The organism is Rhodococcus sp. MS13, from assembly GCF_013277835.1.
Lineage (GTDB): Bacteria > Actinomycetota > Actinomycetes > Mycobacteriales > Mycobacteriaceae > Rhodococcus_F > Rhodococcus_F erythropolis.
On the sequence record NZ_VBTL01000004.1, the window covers coordinates 921,254 to 938,366 of the forward strand.

Below are 17,113 nucleotides of genomic sequence, written 5' to 3' on the forward strand. Positions count from 1 at the left end.
CGACGACTTTTGTATCTAAAGTTGCCGAGATCATGCAATCTAAAGGTGTTGCATCCGAAACCGCCGTTGGAAGGCAACTTGTTCTAGCCTGGCAAACATGAGCACCTCGTTGTACTACTCCGCCGTCCGCTCCACACCGCTGACCGACGACGAGAAGGCCGAAGTCGACCGACTCATCGCCGTCCACAACGACGAATTTCCGTTCGACTACGAGGTCCTGGACCTCTACCCGTCGGATATCCCCAACACTCTGCTCAACGGCTCGACCAAGATCTCGAGCGATCCGACCGAGGTGATTCCGTCACTCGTCTACTGGTTCAACGCACTGACCGAACTCCGGCGAGCGGTGCCCGACGCCGACTGGGACGTTTCACTCGACGACACCCCCGCAGATTGGGATGACAACTCCGGCTACTCGCTCCCCGGACTCGATGACATGCAGTAGCGAATCACGGCGCCGGCGCGATGGTGGCTCCGTAGCTCTCCAGTGCGATGAGGGCCAACTCCGTCGGCAGCCGACGCTGGTCGACGCTGCGACCCAGTAGCTTTTCGGCCTGATCGAGTCGATACCGCACGGTGTTCTTGTGCAGGCCGAGGGCTGCGGCAGTAGCGGCCGCGGTGCAGTTGTTCTCGTAGTAGACCCGGACGGTGTCACGGATGCGCGTCGTGACGCCGTCCGCGCCGGCCAGGCCTTTCAGTTCCCGAGCCACCAACTCACGCAGTTCGCCCAGATCTTCGGTGAGCAGACAGGGAACCTGAACATCCTCGTAGACGGTGATACCCGGCGAGCCCCCGGAACGGACCGCCACGCGCTGCGCGGCGAGCGCCTCGCGATGACTGCGAGCGAATCCTTCCATTCCGTAACCGCTCGCTCCCACTGCAACGCGAAGATCCGAATGCCGGGCATCAACATGTGACGCCCACTCCTGGCCGTCGAAATGCGCGACCCACGACCACAGCTCACGCGCGCCCGAAGGCAAAGTCAGAACACGCTCGCCATTGGACTCGTCCACAAAGGTACGGGCGTACGAGTCCAACCGCGCCAATACGTCTGCAGCCGGGTCGGTGTCGTCCGTCCAGAGAACAAACGCCGTGTGGTGGCGCCGCATCGGATAGTCCAGGATCCGGGACGCTTCGTCGGAGTGAAGGGCTTCGCCCGCGACAATCGCGTGCACTGTCTCGGACCGACGCGCAAAAGCGCCGCGCGCCAAGCTCTCCCGCTCCTTCGCGTACGTCGCGACCAACAATTCGGTGGTCACTTCCAGCCATCTCATCGCCGAACCCCACACTCGAACGAGAAGTGCGCGTTTGAGTTCCGGACCGATCGGGAGTGCCTCTATCGACTCGTCGACGAAACCCAGCATCGCGAGGCGTCCGGCGCCGTAGATCTTGAGCAGGACCCGAAGATCCATACCGCGCCGAGCGACGGTGAGTGCAAGCGCAACCGACTCCGCCGGCGGCGTGACCTCTTGGGAACCGCCCGCGATCGCCGCCACGATGACGCGGAGCTGCGCCGCGGTGCTCGCATCCACATCGCGTCGTAGCTCCCGATCAGCCGCTACCTCGGGATTGGCCTCGGCAATGGCGTCGTCGATGCGTTGGACGAAACCGTCGATCACCTCCGGCTGGAGATAGATGGGTGCGAGATTCGCAATCCAGCCGTCCAACTCCGATGTTTCCATGGCGCCTCCCCGAATTGTGACTTAGTCATAAATCTATCGCCTTGGTTCGGCCAACAAGGCCTATCTACCCAACTTCAACTGGTCCACAATCACATCTCACTGCAGTTTCACGTCGCTGCAGATTTACGTCACTGCAATCCCATCCCTCTAGTTTTTGGAGACGCTCGCGATATGAACAAGCCTTTCGACGGTCAGGTAGTGGTCATCACCGGTGGCGCCAGGGGCATCGGATACGCCACCGCGAAACGGCTCATCAGCCTGGGCGCGAGGGTCGCGATCGGCGACATCGACGAAGCCACTCTCGCGCAGGCTGCAAAAGATTTGGGCATCCGTACGTTCGGGCGTCTCGACGTCACCGACCCCGCGTCGTTCTTCGACTTCCTCGACACCGTCGAAGGTGAACTCGGCCCGATCGACGTACTGGTCAACAATGCGGGCATCATGCCGGTCGGACGGATCGTCGACGAGGACGACACCGTGACCAGACGCATCATCGAGATCGACGTCCTCGGCGTGATCACGGGAACCAAACTCGCACTGCGACGGATGCTTCCACGCGGACGTGGACACGTCATCAACATCGCTTCGCTTGCCGGCGAACTCCCGTGCCCCGGTTTGTCGACGTACTGCGGCGCCAAGCATGCGGTGTTGGGCTTCACCGATTCTGTCCGCAAGGAAGTTCGTGGCACCGGAGTGAACGTCTCGTCCGTACTGCCGACGCTCACCAACACCCAACTCACTTCCGGGACTTCGGGAATGAAGGGTTTCCGTGAGGTTCAGCCGGAGGAAATCGCCGAAGCAATCGTCGGCTCGATCACCAAACCTCGACCACGCGTGCGCATTACGCGAGTGTCCGGACTGCTTGTCCAGGCACAGGGTTTCGTGCCCCGACGGCCTTACGAGGCATTGAGCCGACTGTTCGGCGTCGAGACGCAGTTTCTCGGCGACGTCGACACCGCGGCCCGTGCTGCCTACGAGGAACGGGCGCGCACCAGCTGATCAGGCCAGCTCCGTGGCCGGCCAGTCGAGCAACTTCGCGCCCAGCACGGCAGCGTGGAGCGCGAAGCTGTCATTGGGGTCGTTGACGTTCTGGCCGGTGAGTTCACGGATACGGTCCAAGCGGTACGTGACCGCCCGGACCGACAAATGCAGGTCTCGGGCGGTCTTTGCCGTATTGCCGCCGGCGGAGAAGTACGCGAGCAGGGTGTCGATCATCGGCCCAGCGCCGCCGCGTGCCTCGAGCAGCGGGGTGAGCAGGGTGTGGATCAGGTCGGTGACCGCCGGCCTGTCGTTGACCAGAACGCGGTAGACCAGCAGGTCACGAGCATCGATGATCGGTGCGGTCAACGACAGGCGCTGCGCCAGGTCCAGTGCGTCGAGCGCCTCCCGGTACGACGCCACGACGCCCGAAGCGGTGGTGCGAGGGCGCCCGACAGCGATCTGCCAGGTGCCGTCCAAAGCACGCCGCTGCAACTGAACTCGCCCGTCGTCATCGGTTCCCGGTCCGAGAGCCGACCGAATACCCGCCAGCACGTGGTCGACGGCATCACGGTCCGGCGCCGCGAAAACGACGACCAGTTTGCCGCTCTTGCTGGCAACCAACGCGTCGGCGTCACCCTTGCTGCCGAGCACGGCACGTTCGACGGCCCGCACCAAGGGATTGTCGTCGGTGAACTCGCGCGTCGCGGTCACGACCGCGACGGCATGCGGACCGCTGAGATGGAGCCCGAATCCCGAAGCACGACCTAACAATCCGACGACATCGGCTCCGCCGGTCAACAAGTCGTCGACGAACTCACGGCGTGCCGATACCTGCGAGCGGACCAGAGATCGCCTGGCCAACTGGAATCCTTCGGCCAGTTCGGCGACGGCATCGTCGACGGCGCGGAGCATGACTTCGCCGGCCGAGACCACGGCAGTCGGATCCGATTGTGCCGCAATAACAGCGGGGAGCTCACGCCACAGGCGCCAAGCCGAGGAGAGATACAGATCGAGCAGGGCTCGCAGGGCGACACCCTGCTGCGCCGCTTCTTCACCGCGGGCACGGAAACGATGCAGCTGACGACGCTGCAGCGGCTTCCCCTCGCATACGGCGACACTGAGCACGTCCAGGAAATCACCCAGCAGTTCGACGGGTAGGCCACCGGCGTCGTCCGCCCCTGCCGCGGCTACCCGGGAAAGCACTTCTGTGGGTACTCCGGTTGTGTTCACCCCCCGCATTCTTCCACCACGTTCCGAAGGCGGGGGGACTGTCGTACCGGAACCGCTAGTCTTCGCCGACCAGGATGTGCGCGTAACTCACTCCGCCGGCTCCGATCATCTGCGCGAATCCGATCCGCGCACCGTCGTGCTGACGGACCCCGGACTGCCCACGAATCTGCTGCGTGATCTCGACGAACTGGGACAGGCCGGTCGCTCCACCGGGATGCCCACGGCCGATCAGTCCACCGCTGGGGCTGACCGCGACACGGCCTCCGATGTGGAAATCGCCGTCTGCCATCGCGAACGACGCCTTCCCTTCCGCCGCCAACCCGAGATCCTCGATGTACTGCAGTTCTTCGACGCTGAAAGCCTCGTGAACCTCTACGACGTCGACGTTGTCGGGGCGAATGTCGGCTTGCTCGTAGGCACGGGCGGAGACCCGCTTGGTCACACCGAGATCAGGCATGAACGCGGCAGCCCCGTGCCACTTGTCCGTCTCCGCTACGGCGGCAGCCACTCGGACGGCCCGACTGGCGTTCGCGAGTTTTCTGCTGGTGATGACGACTGCTGCTGCGCCGTCACCGATCGGGCAGGATTCGACGCGCCGGAGCGGATCCACCAGCATCGGTGCAGCTTTCAACTCGTCCATCGTCAATGCTTTGTTACGCTGCGCCATCGGGTTTCGGCTTGCATTGAAGAGGTTCTTCTCCACCACCAGGAGGCTGGCGTCGGCCGATTCGCCGTGTCGATGCATGCGGGCCTGCTTCATCAACGCAAACGGAACAGCAGGAACTGCCATGCCGGATACAGAAATCAAGTCCGGTTCACGTTCCCCTTCGGCAGCGCGGCTCATCAAGAGAGCACCGAGGCTTCCGACTCCGACCACCGCGGCAGTTTCCACCTGCCCCGATGCCACAGCAGCGCGGGCCTGCTCGAAAGCCGCTGTGCCGGTAGCTGATGCGTTCTCTACCGCAACAGCAGGAATCCCGGTCCACGCCATTTCGTGCAGAACCAGCGGAGCGGTCGACATTCCGGTACCGACGGCACCGACCACGAGCAGGCCGACTTCAGCCCAGTCCAGTCCGGAATCCCCGAGGGCCGCGTTCAACGCCTGTCCACCCTGAACATGTGGCGGTGTCGTCGTTTTGGAAACGAACGGCGTCATTCCGACGCCCGAGATGTATACCTCACGCATCGCGCGACTCCTTTTCGAAACCGTATGTCGTGAACAGTGAGTCTTCCGTGCCCATACTCCGGGGAACAACGGAAACCACATCACCGATTCGAACGGGATCGGCACTGACTCCCAGAATTTCGATGTCGGCGTCACCGATACGCACCTGCGCGATGGTCACGGGAGGTTGCGCTCCGGCAATCGGAAATGCTGCAGTGCAATGCGATAAGACGGTACCGGACTCGGCCAGTTCGATCTGGGTCGCCGGGGCGTAGCACTTGGCGCAACGCTCACGGCAAGGGAAGCTGATGTTCTCGCACCGACTGCACTGCGAAGCCAGCAGTCTGATGCTCGTGCCTTCACATCGCAGGGCGGCATCGTCGAACGAAGGGTGCATTATTCGTCAGTCCTGTTCTTCAGACTCGTCGAGCCTGATCAGCCCAGTAGAGTTCTCGGAGATCCTTCTTGAGGACCTTCCCGTTGACGCTGCGCGGGAGTCGTTCGACGAAGTCGATTCGCTTGGGACTACGAACACCTCCGAGCTTGTTGCGGCACAGAGCAATCAGCTCGTCGGCACCTACTTCTGCGCCCTCGTTGAGCTCGACGACAGCGGTGACGGCCTCGCCCCATTCCGGGTCCGGAATGCCGATGACGGCACAGTCCTGCACAGCGGGGTGCGACCAGATCACCTGCTCGACCTCAGCTGGGAAGACGTTGAATCCGCCCGAGATGATCATGTCTTTCTTGCGGTCGGTGAGCGTCAGAAACCCTTCGTTGTCGAGGTATCCGATGTCGCCGGTGTGAAGCCAACCGTCACGTATGGTGTCGGCGGTCGCCTCGGGGTTGTTGTAGTACCCCTTCATGACCAGGTCTCCGCGTACGCAGATTTCGCCACGCTCACCGCTCGGAAGCGCGTTGTCTTCGTCGTCGCGGATTTCGACTCTGATCAACGGCGACGGCCGACCACAAGACAGCAATCGGGCGTCGTCGGCGATCTCGCCGTCGACAAAGTGCTGCTCGGGGCGCAGGAAACTGATGGAGCCGGGAGCTTCCGTCTGGCCGAAGCATTCGATCATCACCGGACCCAGAACCTTCAAGCACTTGCGCAGCTTCTCGGCCGACATCGGGGCAGAACCATAGAGGAAGTACCGCAGCGACGGGAGATCGTAGTTCGCCAGATCCGGATGTTCGATCAACCGGTAGATCACGGTGGGAGGCAGGAACAGGTCGGTGACGTTGTATCGGTCGATCGACTCGAGCAGGGTCTCCGGATCCGGCCGCTTCAACACGACGACGGCGCCGCCGCGGGCAGTTGCCGGCAGGGTCAGCATTCCGGCGGAGTGCGTAATGGGGGCAGCCGCGAGGTTGACCACCTTCTCGTCGGCGCGATAGTGCATGGCAAGCATCAGCTGCGCAACACACATCGAGAAGCTGCGGTGGGTGTTCATCACGCCCTTGGGAGCGCCTGTCGTACCGCCGGTCGGCGAAATCATCGCCACGGAATCCTGCGGAACGTCGACCCTCGGATGCGTCGACGGAGAATCGCCGAGCCAGTCCGTCAATGCGCGGGCGTAGTCACGAACACACTCGGCGGCGTCCGCTTCTCCTTCGAGGCGGATGTACTGGATGCGGTCGCCGACTGCAGCGTGAATCTCGTCTACAGCTGCTGCAAGCGCAGGGTGATAGAAGAGAATCTCGCAATCGAACTGGTTGACGAATCCGATGCTGTCCGTGATCGGACTGTTCGGATTGAGAGGCACCCAGGTTCCACCGGCACGCCAGGCAGCGATGACGCATAACCACGCCGCTGGATCATTGGGAGAGAGAACGCCGATCTTCGTTTCCGGCTTCATTCCGTCTCGCAGCAACGCGTTCGCGACACGACAGGACAGCGAACCTGCTTCTTCGAACGTCCAGTCGACGTCGCCGTGACGATATGCGATGGCAGCGGGATCGACGCTCCACCCTTGGTCGAAGAAATCGGAGAGGGCCATGGGAAACCATTCCTTCCTTCCTGCGGGCCGCAGCGTCCCAGGAAGTTGTCAGTAACTGTTTACATCTCGGCGAAACGTAAGCTCCCCCGGCCGACCTGTCAACCATCGACAACTGCAAAACTGTTGCACAACAACAGAATAGAGCTAACAGTCGAACAGACTCAGCAGAATCATCCCGTCTCGTACACTAAACCATACGCCATTAGGTTTACCGAAGGCGCATGCGTTGACCATTTAACCGAACTGCGTTAGATTAACCGATGTGACTTGAGGCACATCGATTCAGTGTCCACTCGAAAACTGCTGCTGGTGAACATCACCCGAGCGCACAAGCCAAGTCACACCCGCAACCACCCCTTCCGACTAAGGAACACGATGGCTTCAGCACGCGAACTGATCGATGCGTCTCCACTCAGCAGACTCCAAATACGGGTAATCCTTCTGTGCACGCTGGTCAACATGGCCGAGGGATACGACATCCTTTCGATGTCACTCGCCATACTGCCGATCACGGACGACTGGGGAATATCCGGCACCCAGTCCGGCATGCTTTTCAGCGCCGGCCTCATCGGCATGGCGGTCGGCTCGATCGCCTTGGGACCGGTCGGCGACCGATACGGGCGCCGCCCCCTGCTGATCGGTTCGCTGGTCGTCATCACAGTCGGTCTTCTACTGTCCGCAGCGAGCGGCGACGTCACACAACTTGCGCTTGCGCGTCTGCTGGCCGGCGTCGGTATGGGCGGCATCATCCCGAGTTCGCCGATCATCGTCGGCGAGTACGCACCTGCACGCAAGCGCTCGACGCTCATCGCGCTGTTCGCGATCGGCATTCCACTCGGGGGTGTACTCGGCGGCGCCGGAGCAGCGGTGCTGATGTCGACGTACGGCTGGCACTCCGCATTCCTGCTCGGCGCGGTCGTCACGGCAATAATGGCGGGTGTGGCCTATTTCGGAATCCCAGAATCGCCGGACTTCCTCGCCGCCAAGGGAACCGAGTCGTCGCGAAAGAAGCTGGACGAACTGATTTCCAAGATGAAACTGACCGGAGTCCCGGCCACGGGTAATCACACGACACCTGTGCGGCGGTCACCGAACGTCTCCGGATCGGCTCACCTGAAGTCCTGGGCCCTGGCGACGACATGCATCGTCTTCGGCCTGGTCAACATCGCATACTTCTTCGGCAATACCTGGACACCGAAACTTCTCAAGCTTGCCGGCATGTCCAACAACGCCGGAATCAGTGGTGGACTGATGTTCTCGCTCGGCGGCGCGCTCGGAACGCTGGTCTTCGCCGGCCTGGCCCTTCGATTCGCCTCGATGTGGATCACCATGGGCTTCATCCTCGCCGGCTCGCTACTGTTCGGCGTCCTCGCTCTGGTCTCGACTCAACTCAGCCCCGCGCTGGTGGCGTCAGCTCTGCTCGGGCTGTGTATGACCGCGGCCTACACCGGCCTGTATGTCATGGTGCCGATCCTCTTCCGCCCCGAAGCACGTGTCTCCGCTCTCGGAATCGCAGCGGGACTCGGCCGCATCGGAAGTATCGTGACGCCGTTGGGGATCGGTCTACTCGTCGACCGATCCTGGACGACGGAATCCATCTTCTTCCTCTTCGTCGTACCGACCCTGCTCGCCGCCGCAACGATCGCATACGCGCAGGTTCGCAATACCAAGGAATCAGTCGCCCTTGCCGTCGACGGCGAAAAGGCATCTGTACCTGCCGCTTGATCAGATCGAGTTATCCACCTGGTCGGCGTGAAGAACCCCGTAGAGGAAACTTCGCATCATCTGTTCGTACAACTGCCTGGGCGTACGTTGATTCGACTTCAGCGCGGCGTCGAGAACCGGATGGGCAATTCGATCTACGTTGGCAAAAACGGCGGAACGCTTGGCCTCGGGCCTCATCGCCTCAGTGAGGGTGACACCCAAGGTCAGCTTCTCGAGGCCGTCGAGGATCTGAACATGCAGCCGCACAGGAACTCCCGAACCCTCGAGGTAATCTGCTGCAGCCTCGAACATGTCAGTCACGAGGTCTCGCGGAAGAAACTGCAACATCACAGGCGCGGCATTGCGGTGACGCAGAATCACATCCCGAAAGTTCAAGCCGTACGCGACAACCCAGTCCTGCCAATCACCTGACGCGGGCTGACGCGGAATCCTGGTCTCGAACACGATTGCTCGCGCAACCTCCGTCAAAATCTCGTTCTTGTCGGAGAAATGGTGATACAACGACGGAGCTTTGACGTCGAGGTACTTAGCCAGACGCGGAAGGCTGAAAGCGTCCAAGCCCTCGGCATCGATAATCGAGATTGCTGCGGCAACTGCGGTGGTTCGGCTGATCAACGGTTTCGACGGTCGAGCCATGTCGCTCTTCACTCCTGATTTGCTCGGCGTCCGAAGATCGTACAAGCACCGATCGGAAGGTCAGGACAAGCGCATCGAACCCGTGTCGATGTACCGCTGATGGAACGAGAATGCCTCGCCCAGGATGTGCGGCGTCTGCCCCGCGCCCGGCTGAGCGTCGGCGCGAGCGATGTAATCGCGGAGCAGTGGCCGGAACTCCGGGTGAGCACAGTTGTCGACGATCAGGCGCGCGCGTCGCCGCGGAGACAGACCGCGCAGATCGGCCAACCCCTGCTCGGTGACCAACACCTGAGTGTCGTGCTCGGTGTGGTCGACGTGCGGAACCATCGGAACGATCGCCGAGATCTCACCCCCGCGGGCCGTCGACGGGCTCAGGAACATGGACACGTAGCCGTTACGAGCGAAGTCTCCCGAGCCGCCGATTCCGTTCATGATCTTCGTCCCCATGACGTGCGTCGAGTTCACGTTGCCGTAAATGTCGGCCTCGAGCATGCCGTTCATGGCGATGATTCCGAGTCTGCGCACCACCTCTGGGTGGTTGCTGATTTCCTGCGGACGGAGCGTGATGTGGTTGCGGTAGAAGTCGATGTTCGCGGTCAGTTCTTCGATGCCCTCGTCGGTGAGCGCCAAAGCCGTCGACGACGCATGCGCGACGGTTCCGTCCTTGATCAGCTTGAGCATCCCGTCCTGGATGACCTCGGAGTAGCAGGTCAGGCCGCGGTACGGCCCCCGATCGAGACCGCCGAGCACCGCGTTGGCAACATTGCCGATGCCTGCTTGCAGCGGAAGCAAGGTATCCGCCGGCATCCGTCCGGCGCGCACCTCGAAGTCGAAGAATTCCAGGACGTGGCCGGCGATCGCCTCACTGACGGCGTCGGGTGCAGTGAGAGGGCTCGCGCTGTCTCGGCAGTCGGTCTCGACAACGGCCACAACCTTCGCGGGATCCACTCGGAATGTCGTCTGGCCGATCCGGTCTTCGACGCGGGTGATCTCGAGAGGCTTGCGATGCGGCGGCAACGCGGTGCCGTAGTAGACGTCGTGGATGCCTTCCATCGCCTCGGGCACCCAGGAGTTGACTTCGAGAATGACCTTGTCTGCGACGTCGAGCCACGTCTTGTTATTGCCGATCGACGCGGAGGGAATCAGTTCACCTGATTCGGTGATACCGGCGACTTCGACGACCGCGACGTCGACGTTGCCGTAGTAGCCCTCCCACACCTGCTGAGCAACGTGGGAGAGATGGATGTCGACGTAGTCCATGCGACCGTCGTTGATGCGGCGACGCGCGGTGGCCTCGGACTGATACGGCATACGCAGCGCGATTCCGTCGACCTCGGCGAGCAGCCTTTCGGTCTCGGTGGACACCGAAGCACCGGTCAGGAGATTGATCGTGAAGTTCGATCCGTTGCCGCGGGTGTGGTGAATGCGCTCGGCCAGTGCCGGAATGATCACCTTGGGAGTACCGGCGCTTGCGAAACCGCTGATCGCGACCGTGTCGCCGGGGTGAATGAACTTCACAGCGTCGGACGCGGCCATCACCTTCGACGCAAAGGCTGTGGCGCGAATGCGGCTGGAGGTGGCTTTATGTCCGGTTTCACCGAAGGTTGAACTCACGCCACCAGGATAAACAGGGCACATCGGAGCGATTTACGGGGATAACCCAGACAGAATCGCTCCGACGTGCTATGCGCTCGGGTCAGCTGACGACGCCGTAGGCGCCCTCGCCGACCAGGCTTGCAATTCGATATTTCTGAATCTTGCCCGAGCCGGTCAGAGGAAATGCTTCTGCACTGAACCACTCCTTGGGTGCTTTGTGGCGTGCCAGTCGCTCGGTGCAGAACTCGACCAGTTCGGCTGCGGTCGGCTGGTCGGACTCGTCTTTCCACCTGATGACGGCAACCACCCGCTCGCCCCACACCTCGTCGGGCACACCCACGACCGCCACATCGAGGATCTTCGGATGCGTGAAGATCACGGACTCGACCTCTCGCGGATAGATGTTCTCCCCGCCGCGGATGATCATGTCCTTGAGCCGGCCGGTCACCCGGACGTATCCACGGTGATCCATCGTCCCCAAGTCGCCGGTATGCAACCAACCGTCCTTGTCCACGGTGGCGGCCGAAGCCTCCGGGTTGCGGAAGTATTCGGTCATGACGAGGTACCCGCGCGCGCAGATCTCACCTTGTTCGCCGAGTGGCACGCTGTCCCCGGTCACCACGTCGGAAATCTTCACCTCGACCTGCGGCAACGCGAGACCGACCGTCTCCGATTTGTCTTCAGGGGTGTCGGCGGGGCTGGTCTGCGTGATCACGGGGCTCGCCTCGGTTTGTCCGTAGACGATGCTGAACCCCGCACCGAAGGCCGATTCCACCGTGCTCACGAGTTCGGGCGGGACCGACGACCCACCCGACACGACCACCGAACAGGCCGAGAAATCGCGGCTCGCGAAGCTGGCGTCGTTGATCATCGCGATCAGCATCGTCGGAACTCCACTGACCACGTCGGCCCGAAAGCGTTCCGCCGCATCGAGAACCGCAGTCGGATCGAAATACTGGATCAGACCGATGGACATTCTTCGCTGTGCGGCGCCGAGGACCAGGATGCCGCACCCAGCGGTGTGGAAGAGCGGCATCGCCGAGACCACCGAACCCCGTTCGGGGAATTGACCTCTCCGACTGACGAAATCGGCATTGTTGACCAGTCCTCGGTGATGCAGCAGCGCACCTTTGGGAACTCCGGTGGTTCCCGACGTGTACTGGATCTGCGCATTGTCGTCAGGAGAGACTTCCGGCAGTGCGCCCCGTTCGCCGGCCCAACCTCGAACCTGACGATCCCAGTCCTCGAAGTTCACTGCCAGAACTTCTGCTCCCGCAATCGAAATCGCCTCGGATGCCACCGCCGCCATGTCACCGCCGCGAAACTTTCCGGTGTGGAACAACCCGCGGGACTGGGACTGCGACAAGACGTACGCCAACTCCTCGGCGCCCAACGCCGGATTGGCAGTCACCAGAACCATTCCGGCGAGCGCGGCGCCGTACTGCAGAATCATCCACTCCGGAATGTTCGGAGCCCAGACCGTTATCCGGTCGCCGCGGTCGAACTGCGACAAGAGGTAGTGCGCGCACCCCTCCGCTTCACCCAGGAGTTCCGCAAAGGTCCAGGTGCGATCCGTCTCGGAGGCACCGGACAACGAATGCGATTGCGTCGGAACCACTTCTCGGATTGCAATCAGGTTCGGCGAGTCCGCGGCGCACTCTCGGAGCAGCCCGCCGACCGTTTGTTCCACTATCGGGTCCGACACGTCCGCGGGGAAGTACGACGTTTCGAGAACACTGCTCATCTCACATCCACTTTCTTTTCGGAAGGGGTGTCGGATTCGGGAAGCGGCCCGCCTCCGTCTGGAATCTTGCGGCCGGAATCGCGGTACTGCACCGCGGCGTGAAATCCGTCGCGTTCGGCAAAATCCTTGAACCAGCGCCCTTCCGGCGAGTGACGCGTAATTCCGTCGAACAGGGTTGCCAGTACCTGGGTGCCCTGCAACCCCATGTTGTCGTACGCCTGATTGATCATCATCTTCTGCATTGCCAATTGATTGAGCGGGACACCGGCGATGCGATCCGCCAACGCCTCCACCGCAGCGTCCAGTTCGTCGGCCGGCACCGATTCGAGCGCCAATCCCCAATCGGCGGCGGTGACACCGTCAATGGTGTCTCCCGTCAACAACATTCGCTTGGCGCGTTGCGCCCCGAGGCGGTACACCCACATAGCTGTGGTCGGGCAACCCCAGACGCGAGCAGGCGGGTATCCGATGCGGGCGTCGTCAGCCATGATCAGCATGTCGCAGGACAGCGCAATATCGCTTCCGCCTGCGACTGCATGACCCTGAACTTTGCAGATGGTCGGCTTGAGCGATCGCCAGAGGGTGAAGAAGTCATCGGTGTTCTGCTTCATGCCCCGAAAGTCCTTGATGGGGTCCCACACCGGGCCTTGATTCCACTTTCCGTCGAGATCTCCTTCGGCGAACTTCTTGAGGTCGTACCCGGCGCAAAACGCCTTGCCTGCGCCTTGCAAGATGATCACGCGAACGTCGTCGTCGTCATTGGCCGCCGCAACTGCATTTCGGATGTCCGACGGCATCCGATCGTCGATTGCGTTGAGCCGATCGGGGCGGTTCAGGGTGATGTACGCCTTACCACCAGAGGTCTCGTATTTCAGGGTCGCAAAATCTGTCATCATCGGTCCTGTCGATCGAGCGCATCTCGAACGAAACGAGTTGCGCTAGTTCTGGGTGAGCAGCAGGCGAACGACGCCCGCCCATTGACTGATCGAACGACGCGCAGAGGCATCGCTCTTGTGTACCGCCCGGGACAACGCCAAACCACGGAGCATCAGCACGGTTAGATCTGCAATTTGCGAATAGTTCTCGGAAGCAACAATTTCAGGCCCGAACGCGTCATGGACAACTCGCTGCAAATCCCGCCCGGCGACGCGCTCCGATTCGCGGAGAACCTCCGCCAACACCGGATCCGTCCGAGCCGCCGACCACAGTTCGAGTTCCGCTTGGAACGGCGGCTGAGTCAACGCCGAATACAAAGCGGAGATCGAATTCTCGATCGTATCCACCGACGGGTCTTGTCGAGACATCGCCGACCTCACCGCCGCCTCGTTCCGCACGACGATATTCGACACCAACGCGGCAGTGAGCTCCTGCATATTCGGAAAGTGGTGCAGGAGAGCGCCCCGACTGACTCCGGCAGCCGTTTGAACCGACTGCGTCGTCAACGACGAATACCCGTCCGCTATCAGTAAATCCGTTGCCGCATCGAGAATCCGGTGGCGCGTGGCTTCGCGCTGCGCGTCACGCAGGGTCACGGTCACACCTCCAGTCTCTCGAGTGGCATGGCTCACAGTTTCACAGTCCATTCAGACTGTCAACGGTTGAAGACCTCCGGCGTACCCTCGATCCACCGGACCTCGGACTGATCGGAGCAACAAGTGAGAACCTCACCGCCGACCGTCTCGCTGACGCTCGATCAACTTGCCTCACGCGCCGCTTCACTGATCACCGACAACGGCCGATACATCCTCGGCATCGCGGGAGCCCCTGGAGCCGGGAAATCGACGGCTTCACAGGCAATTGCGCAGAAACTGGACTCACTGTGCACCGTCGTCGAGATGGACGGCTTTCACCTTGCCAATCGGGAACTCGACCGACTCGGCAGGCGTGGACAAAAAGGCGCTCCGGAAACTTTCGACGCCGACGGATACGCGGCGCTTCTACACCGCCTCCGATCGGCAGACTCCATTGTGTACGCGCCCGTCTTCGATCGCGAGATCGACGAATCAATCGGCAGCGCAACCGCTGTCGAGCCTCGAACACCGTTGATCGTCACCGAGGGAAACTACCTCCTCCTACCAAACGGCAGCTGGCCACAAGTACGAGCGGCGATCGACACCGTCTGGTACCTCGAGGTTCCGGAGGCGACACGCACGCAGCGGTTGGTGAAACGCCACAGCCGCTTCGGGAGGAGTTCCGAAGCGGCCGCGGACTGGGTGAGGCGGGTGGATCAACCGAACGCCGACGTAATCGCAGCGGCCAGGTCACGTGCGGATCTGATCGTGGAGATCCGCACGTGACTGCCAAAGTTCGGCAGCTCCCCACACTCACCCGTCATCCAACTGAACGGCGAAGACTACGGTAGTTTGGATTAAAAACCCTGGTCAAGTCGATTTCAGATCTCCATACATACGTACGTATGGATCCTCTTTCGCCATCATCCTCGGGGCAACAAACTCTACCGCTGGTCGTCGCCGTCAGTTTGTCTCCTCAGTGAAACTCGACAGTTGCGCAGCAAACAGATTCAGTACGTTTGCGGTTATTCGTTCGGTGAAAGGATCCCGGTGAATCAGTCCACTGACCCACTCGGTCGTCCCGGCATTGAAAACGGTTCCGAGACCGCGCTGATGTGTCGCCACCATTCCCGAACCGTATTCGAACTCGCGCAGATGCTCGGGGAGTTCTCTCCCATAGGCACTTTCGAAGATTCCCGACAACTCGGCGAAGGGCACACCAATCGGAGCGGTGCCGTTCCAGTTGTCCCGTGACCCCGATACTGCCGGCGCCATTGCGATGATTTCCAGATCCTCTGGTGCACCGTCGACACCGGTGGCGTACGGCAGACCCTTCCTGAACGTGTAGTCCGCACCGTCCATTGCGAAGGCGGCAATACAGACCGGCGCGATTCCGAAGTTGTCACCGTAATACAGGTCGGTTCCGTTCAATGCCCAATGATCGGGCCGGTATACGGTAAAGCCGCCGGATGACCTCGGAGTTGTTGCACCGTAACGGTTGTACACCCCCGCCATCGCGGTCAAACCCATCGTCCACGCGCCCGGCCGAGCAATCTCGGGGGAATCCCATGCCGTGGTGACGCGGGTGGGGTCTACTTCTCGTATGGGATCGTCGAAGGGGTTCTTGTAACAAATCTGCGCGTCACCTTCGATGCGTACCTGCCACAGGAAGTTCCCGCCGAATCGCGCCAGGCCGCCTCCTCCTTCGACAAATGCGTCGAGACGATCACGCATTTCCCACGACCAGTACTCGTCGTGACCGACGACGACTGCACACGAATATCCGCGCAGCGCTGAAGGATCCTCATGTAGGTCGTGCTGGGTGATGTGGTGTACGAGAAACGCTTGCTCCTCCGCCCACACCGTGAACGGGCGTTCGTACGTCGCCCAGAATGCGTCGGCGTGATGGCGCGAGTATCCGTTCACCCAAGCCCATTCGTACGGCGGGTGCCGCGGAACCCATCCGATTCCCGGCATATCGGTGTGAATGTTTCGCGCTGCACCTTCGGGTTTGCGCAACATCCCGCGCGCGATGGGACGCTGCGTCGACGAAATCGGTGTCGCCACGTCGCCGAAACCGTCCGGGGCACCACGGAAATTGTTGGCTCCGCCCCAGTCGTTGTAGGCCAACATCGTGCTCGTGGTGTGGATGAGGACCATGTCAGCGTGCTCGGGTTCACGTGCCTTGACAATGAAGAAGCCCTCACGTTCGACGACCACACCTTCGTGGCGCATTCGAACCAGGATCAGGTACATCCCCGAAGCCCAATTCGGTGCAACGGTGAAGGCAACGGATTCCGACCAATCACACCCGGTCGCATAGGCGTCGTCGGGCGTCGACTGTTGTTTTCCTGGTAGCCCGATGTACTTGACGATGCTCTGTGGGCGCGCGCCGTCACGGACCACCTCGATGTCGTATTCGTCAGCGGTGGTGTGGACCCGCACCGAGACGGTGTCGCCGGCGAAGTAGGAGAACTTGTCTGCGTAGACCCAGATCTCAGGTGCACCCGGAATCAATCCCGGCCGTTCGACCAAACCACCAGTGGCCGACCACGCGGCAGCAGCACCCGCGCGACGTGGACGGGTTTTCTCTCTCATGGGGTAACTCCGTGGATCGTCGTATTTAGGCGCATGGACTGGGAATGAGGGTGCCCGAGGTCGACCGAATTTCACTCGAAGTTGTCCCGGTGTTCTACGAGAGTGCCGAAACGTTTCGGCATAGTCAATAGCTCTGATGAAACGATTCGGCGAAATTTCTCCGACTGAACAATCGTCCGCCAGGTTCCCCCTGCCGAAACGATTGGGCGTTACTCTTGAGTAGAAACCGCCCAGCAACTAGAGGACGCGAC

At 61.4% G+C, this 17,113-nt stretch carries 15 protein-coding genes; 4 read left to right on the forward strand and 11 right to left on the reverse strand.

The genetic code is table 11. The annotated features are described in order from the left end of the window. Positions 1-97 precede the first annotated feature (97 nt). Positions 98-445: a hypothetical protein gene (locus tag FEZ59_RS12875; protein ID WP_020909514.1), complete on the forward strand. Its 348-nt coding sequence runs from the start codon at positions 98-100 to the stop codon at positions 443-445. A 4-nt stretch (positions 446-449) separates the two neighbouring features. Here FEZ59_RS12875 and FEZ59_RS12880 read toward each other — a convergent pair whose 3' ends face one another. Beyond that, the gene (locus tag FEZ59_RS12880) at positions 450-1,682 is read right to left on the reverse strand and encodes a helix-turn-helix domain-containing protein (protein ID WP_019745802.1); all 1,233 of its coding nucleotides are present in this window, start codon (positions 1,680-1,682) and stop codon (positions 450-452) included. 171 nt (positions 1,683-1,853) lie between these two features. Here FEZ59_RS12880 and FEZ59_RS12885 point away from each other — a divergent pair, with 171 nt between their 5' ends. Further along, positions 1,854-2,681, forward strand: a complete 828-nt coding sequence (locus FEZ59_RS12885; RefSeq protein WP_172932718.1) for an SDR family oxidoreductase — start codon at positions 1,854-1,856, stop codon at positions 2,679-2,681. Here FEZ59_RS12885 and FEZ59_RS12890 read toward each other — a convergent pair whose 3' ends face one another. The 4 genes from FEZ59_RS12890 to FEZ59_RS12905 are packed head-to-tail and all read right to left on the reverse strand — an operon-like array spanning position 2,682 to position 7,052. Then, positions 2,682-3,893 carry a PucR family transcriptional regulator gene (locus FEZ59_RS12890; protein ID WP_024487576.1) on the reverse strand — a complete coding sequence of 404 codons (1,212 nt, stop codon included), beginning with the start codon at positions 3,891-3,893 and terminating at the stop codon, positions 2,682-2,684. 55 nt (positions 3,894-3,948) lie between these two features. Then, complete coding sequence (locus FEZ59_RS12895; RefSeq protein ID WP_003942932.1) at positions 3,949-5,079, reverse strand: thiolase family protein; 1,131 nt, start codon at positions 5,077-5,079, stop codon at positions 3,949-3,951. After that, on the reverse strand, positions 5,072-5,455 hold the full coding sequence (locus FEZ59_RS12900; RefSeq protein WP_069145399.1) for a hypothetical protein: 384 nt from the start codon (positions 5,453-5,455) through the stop codon (positions 5,072-5,074). The genes FEZ59_RS12895 and FEZ59_RS12900 overlap by 8 nt, the downstream gene beginning before the upstream one ends. A gap of 19 nt (positions 5,456-5,474) precedes the next feature. Further along, positions 5,475-7,052, reverse strand: a complete 1,578-nt coding sequence (locus tag FEZ59_RS12905) for an AMP-binding protein (protein ID WP_172932719.1) — start codon at positions 7,050-7,052, stop codon at positions 5,475-5,477. A gap of 375 nt (positions 7,053-7,427) precedes the next feature. Between FEZ59_RS12905 and FEZ59_RS12910 the strand changes: the two genes are divergently transcribed. Beyond that, the gene (locus FEZ59_RS12910) at positions 7,428-8,777 is read left to right on the forward strand and encodes an MFS transporter (RefSeq protein ID WP_020971159.1); all 1,350 of its coding nucleotides are present in this window, start codon (positions 7,428-7,430) and stop codon (positions 8,775-8,777) included. On the opposite strand, the gene FEZ59_RS12915 is transcribed toward FEZ59_RS12910, so the two are convergent. The 5 genes from FEZ59_RS12915 to FEZ59_RS12935 all read right to left on the reverse strand — a co-directional run bounded on the left by FEZ59_RS12915 (position 8,778) and on the right by FEZ59_RS12935 (position 14,291). Beyond that, positions 8,778-9,413: a TetR family transcriptional regulator gene (locus FEZ59_RS12915; protein WP_031333860.1), complete on the reverse strand. Its 636-nt coding sequence runs from the start codon at positions 9,411-9,413 to the stop codon at positions 8,778-8,780. It lies immediately after the preceding gene. Between the two features lie 60 nt (positions 9,414-9,473). Next, entirely contained in the window at positions 9,474-11,027 is a 1,554-nt protein-coding gene (locus FEZ59_RS12920) for an acetyl-CoA hydrolase/transferase family protein (protein ID WP_020909516.1), read from the reverse strand. Positions 11,028-11,109: 82 nt separating this feature from the next. Beyond that, the gene (locus FEZ59_RS12925) at positions 11,110-12,753 is read right to left on the reverse strand and encodes an AMP-binding protein (protein ID WP_021331694.1); all 1,644 of its coding nucleotides are present in this window, start codon (positions 12,751-12,753) and stop codon (positions 11,110-11,112) included. Next, on the reverse strand, positions 12,750-13,646 hold the full coding sequence (locus FEZ59_RS12930; protein WP_241840798.1) for a crotonase/enoyl-CoA hydratase family protein: 897 nt from the start codon (positions 13,644-13,646) through the stop codon (positions 12,750-12,752). The genes FEZ59_RS12925 and FEZ59_RS12930 overlap by 4 nt, the downstream gene beginning before the upstream one ends. 45 nt (positions 13,647-13,691) lie before the next feature. Next, the gene (locus tag FEZ59_RS12935) at positions 13,692-14,291 is read right to left on the reverse strand and encodes a TetR/AcrR family transcriptional regulator (RefSeq protein ID WP_021331692.1); all 600 of its coding nucleotides are present in this window, start codon (positions 14,289-14,291) and stop codon (positions 13,692-13,694) included. Between the two features lie 117 nt (positions 14,292-14,408). Between FEZ59_RS12935 and FEZ59_RS12940 the strand changes: the two genes are divergently transcribed. Next, positions 14,409-15,050 carry a nucleoside/nucleotide kinase family protein gene (locus FEZ59_RS12940; RefSeq protein ID WP_020909520.1) on the forward strand — a complete coding sequence of 214 codons (642 nt, stop codon included), beginning with the start codon at positions 14,409-14,411 and terminating at the stop codon, positions 15,048-15,050. Positions 15,051-15,227: 177 nt separating this feature from the next. On the opposite strand, the gene FEZ59_RS12945 is transcribed toward FEZ59_RS12940, so the two are convergent. Continuing rightward, positions 15,228-16,862, reverse strand: coding sequence for a N,N-dimethylformamidase beta subunit family domain-containing protein (locus tag FEZ59_RS12945; RefSeq protein ID WP_172932720.1), 1,635 nt, complete (start codon positions 16,860-16,862; stop codon positions 15,228-15,230). Positions 16,863-17,113 lie beyond the last annotated feature (251 nt).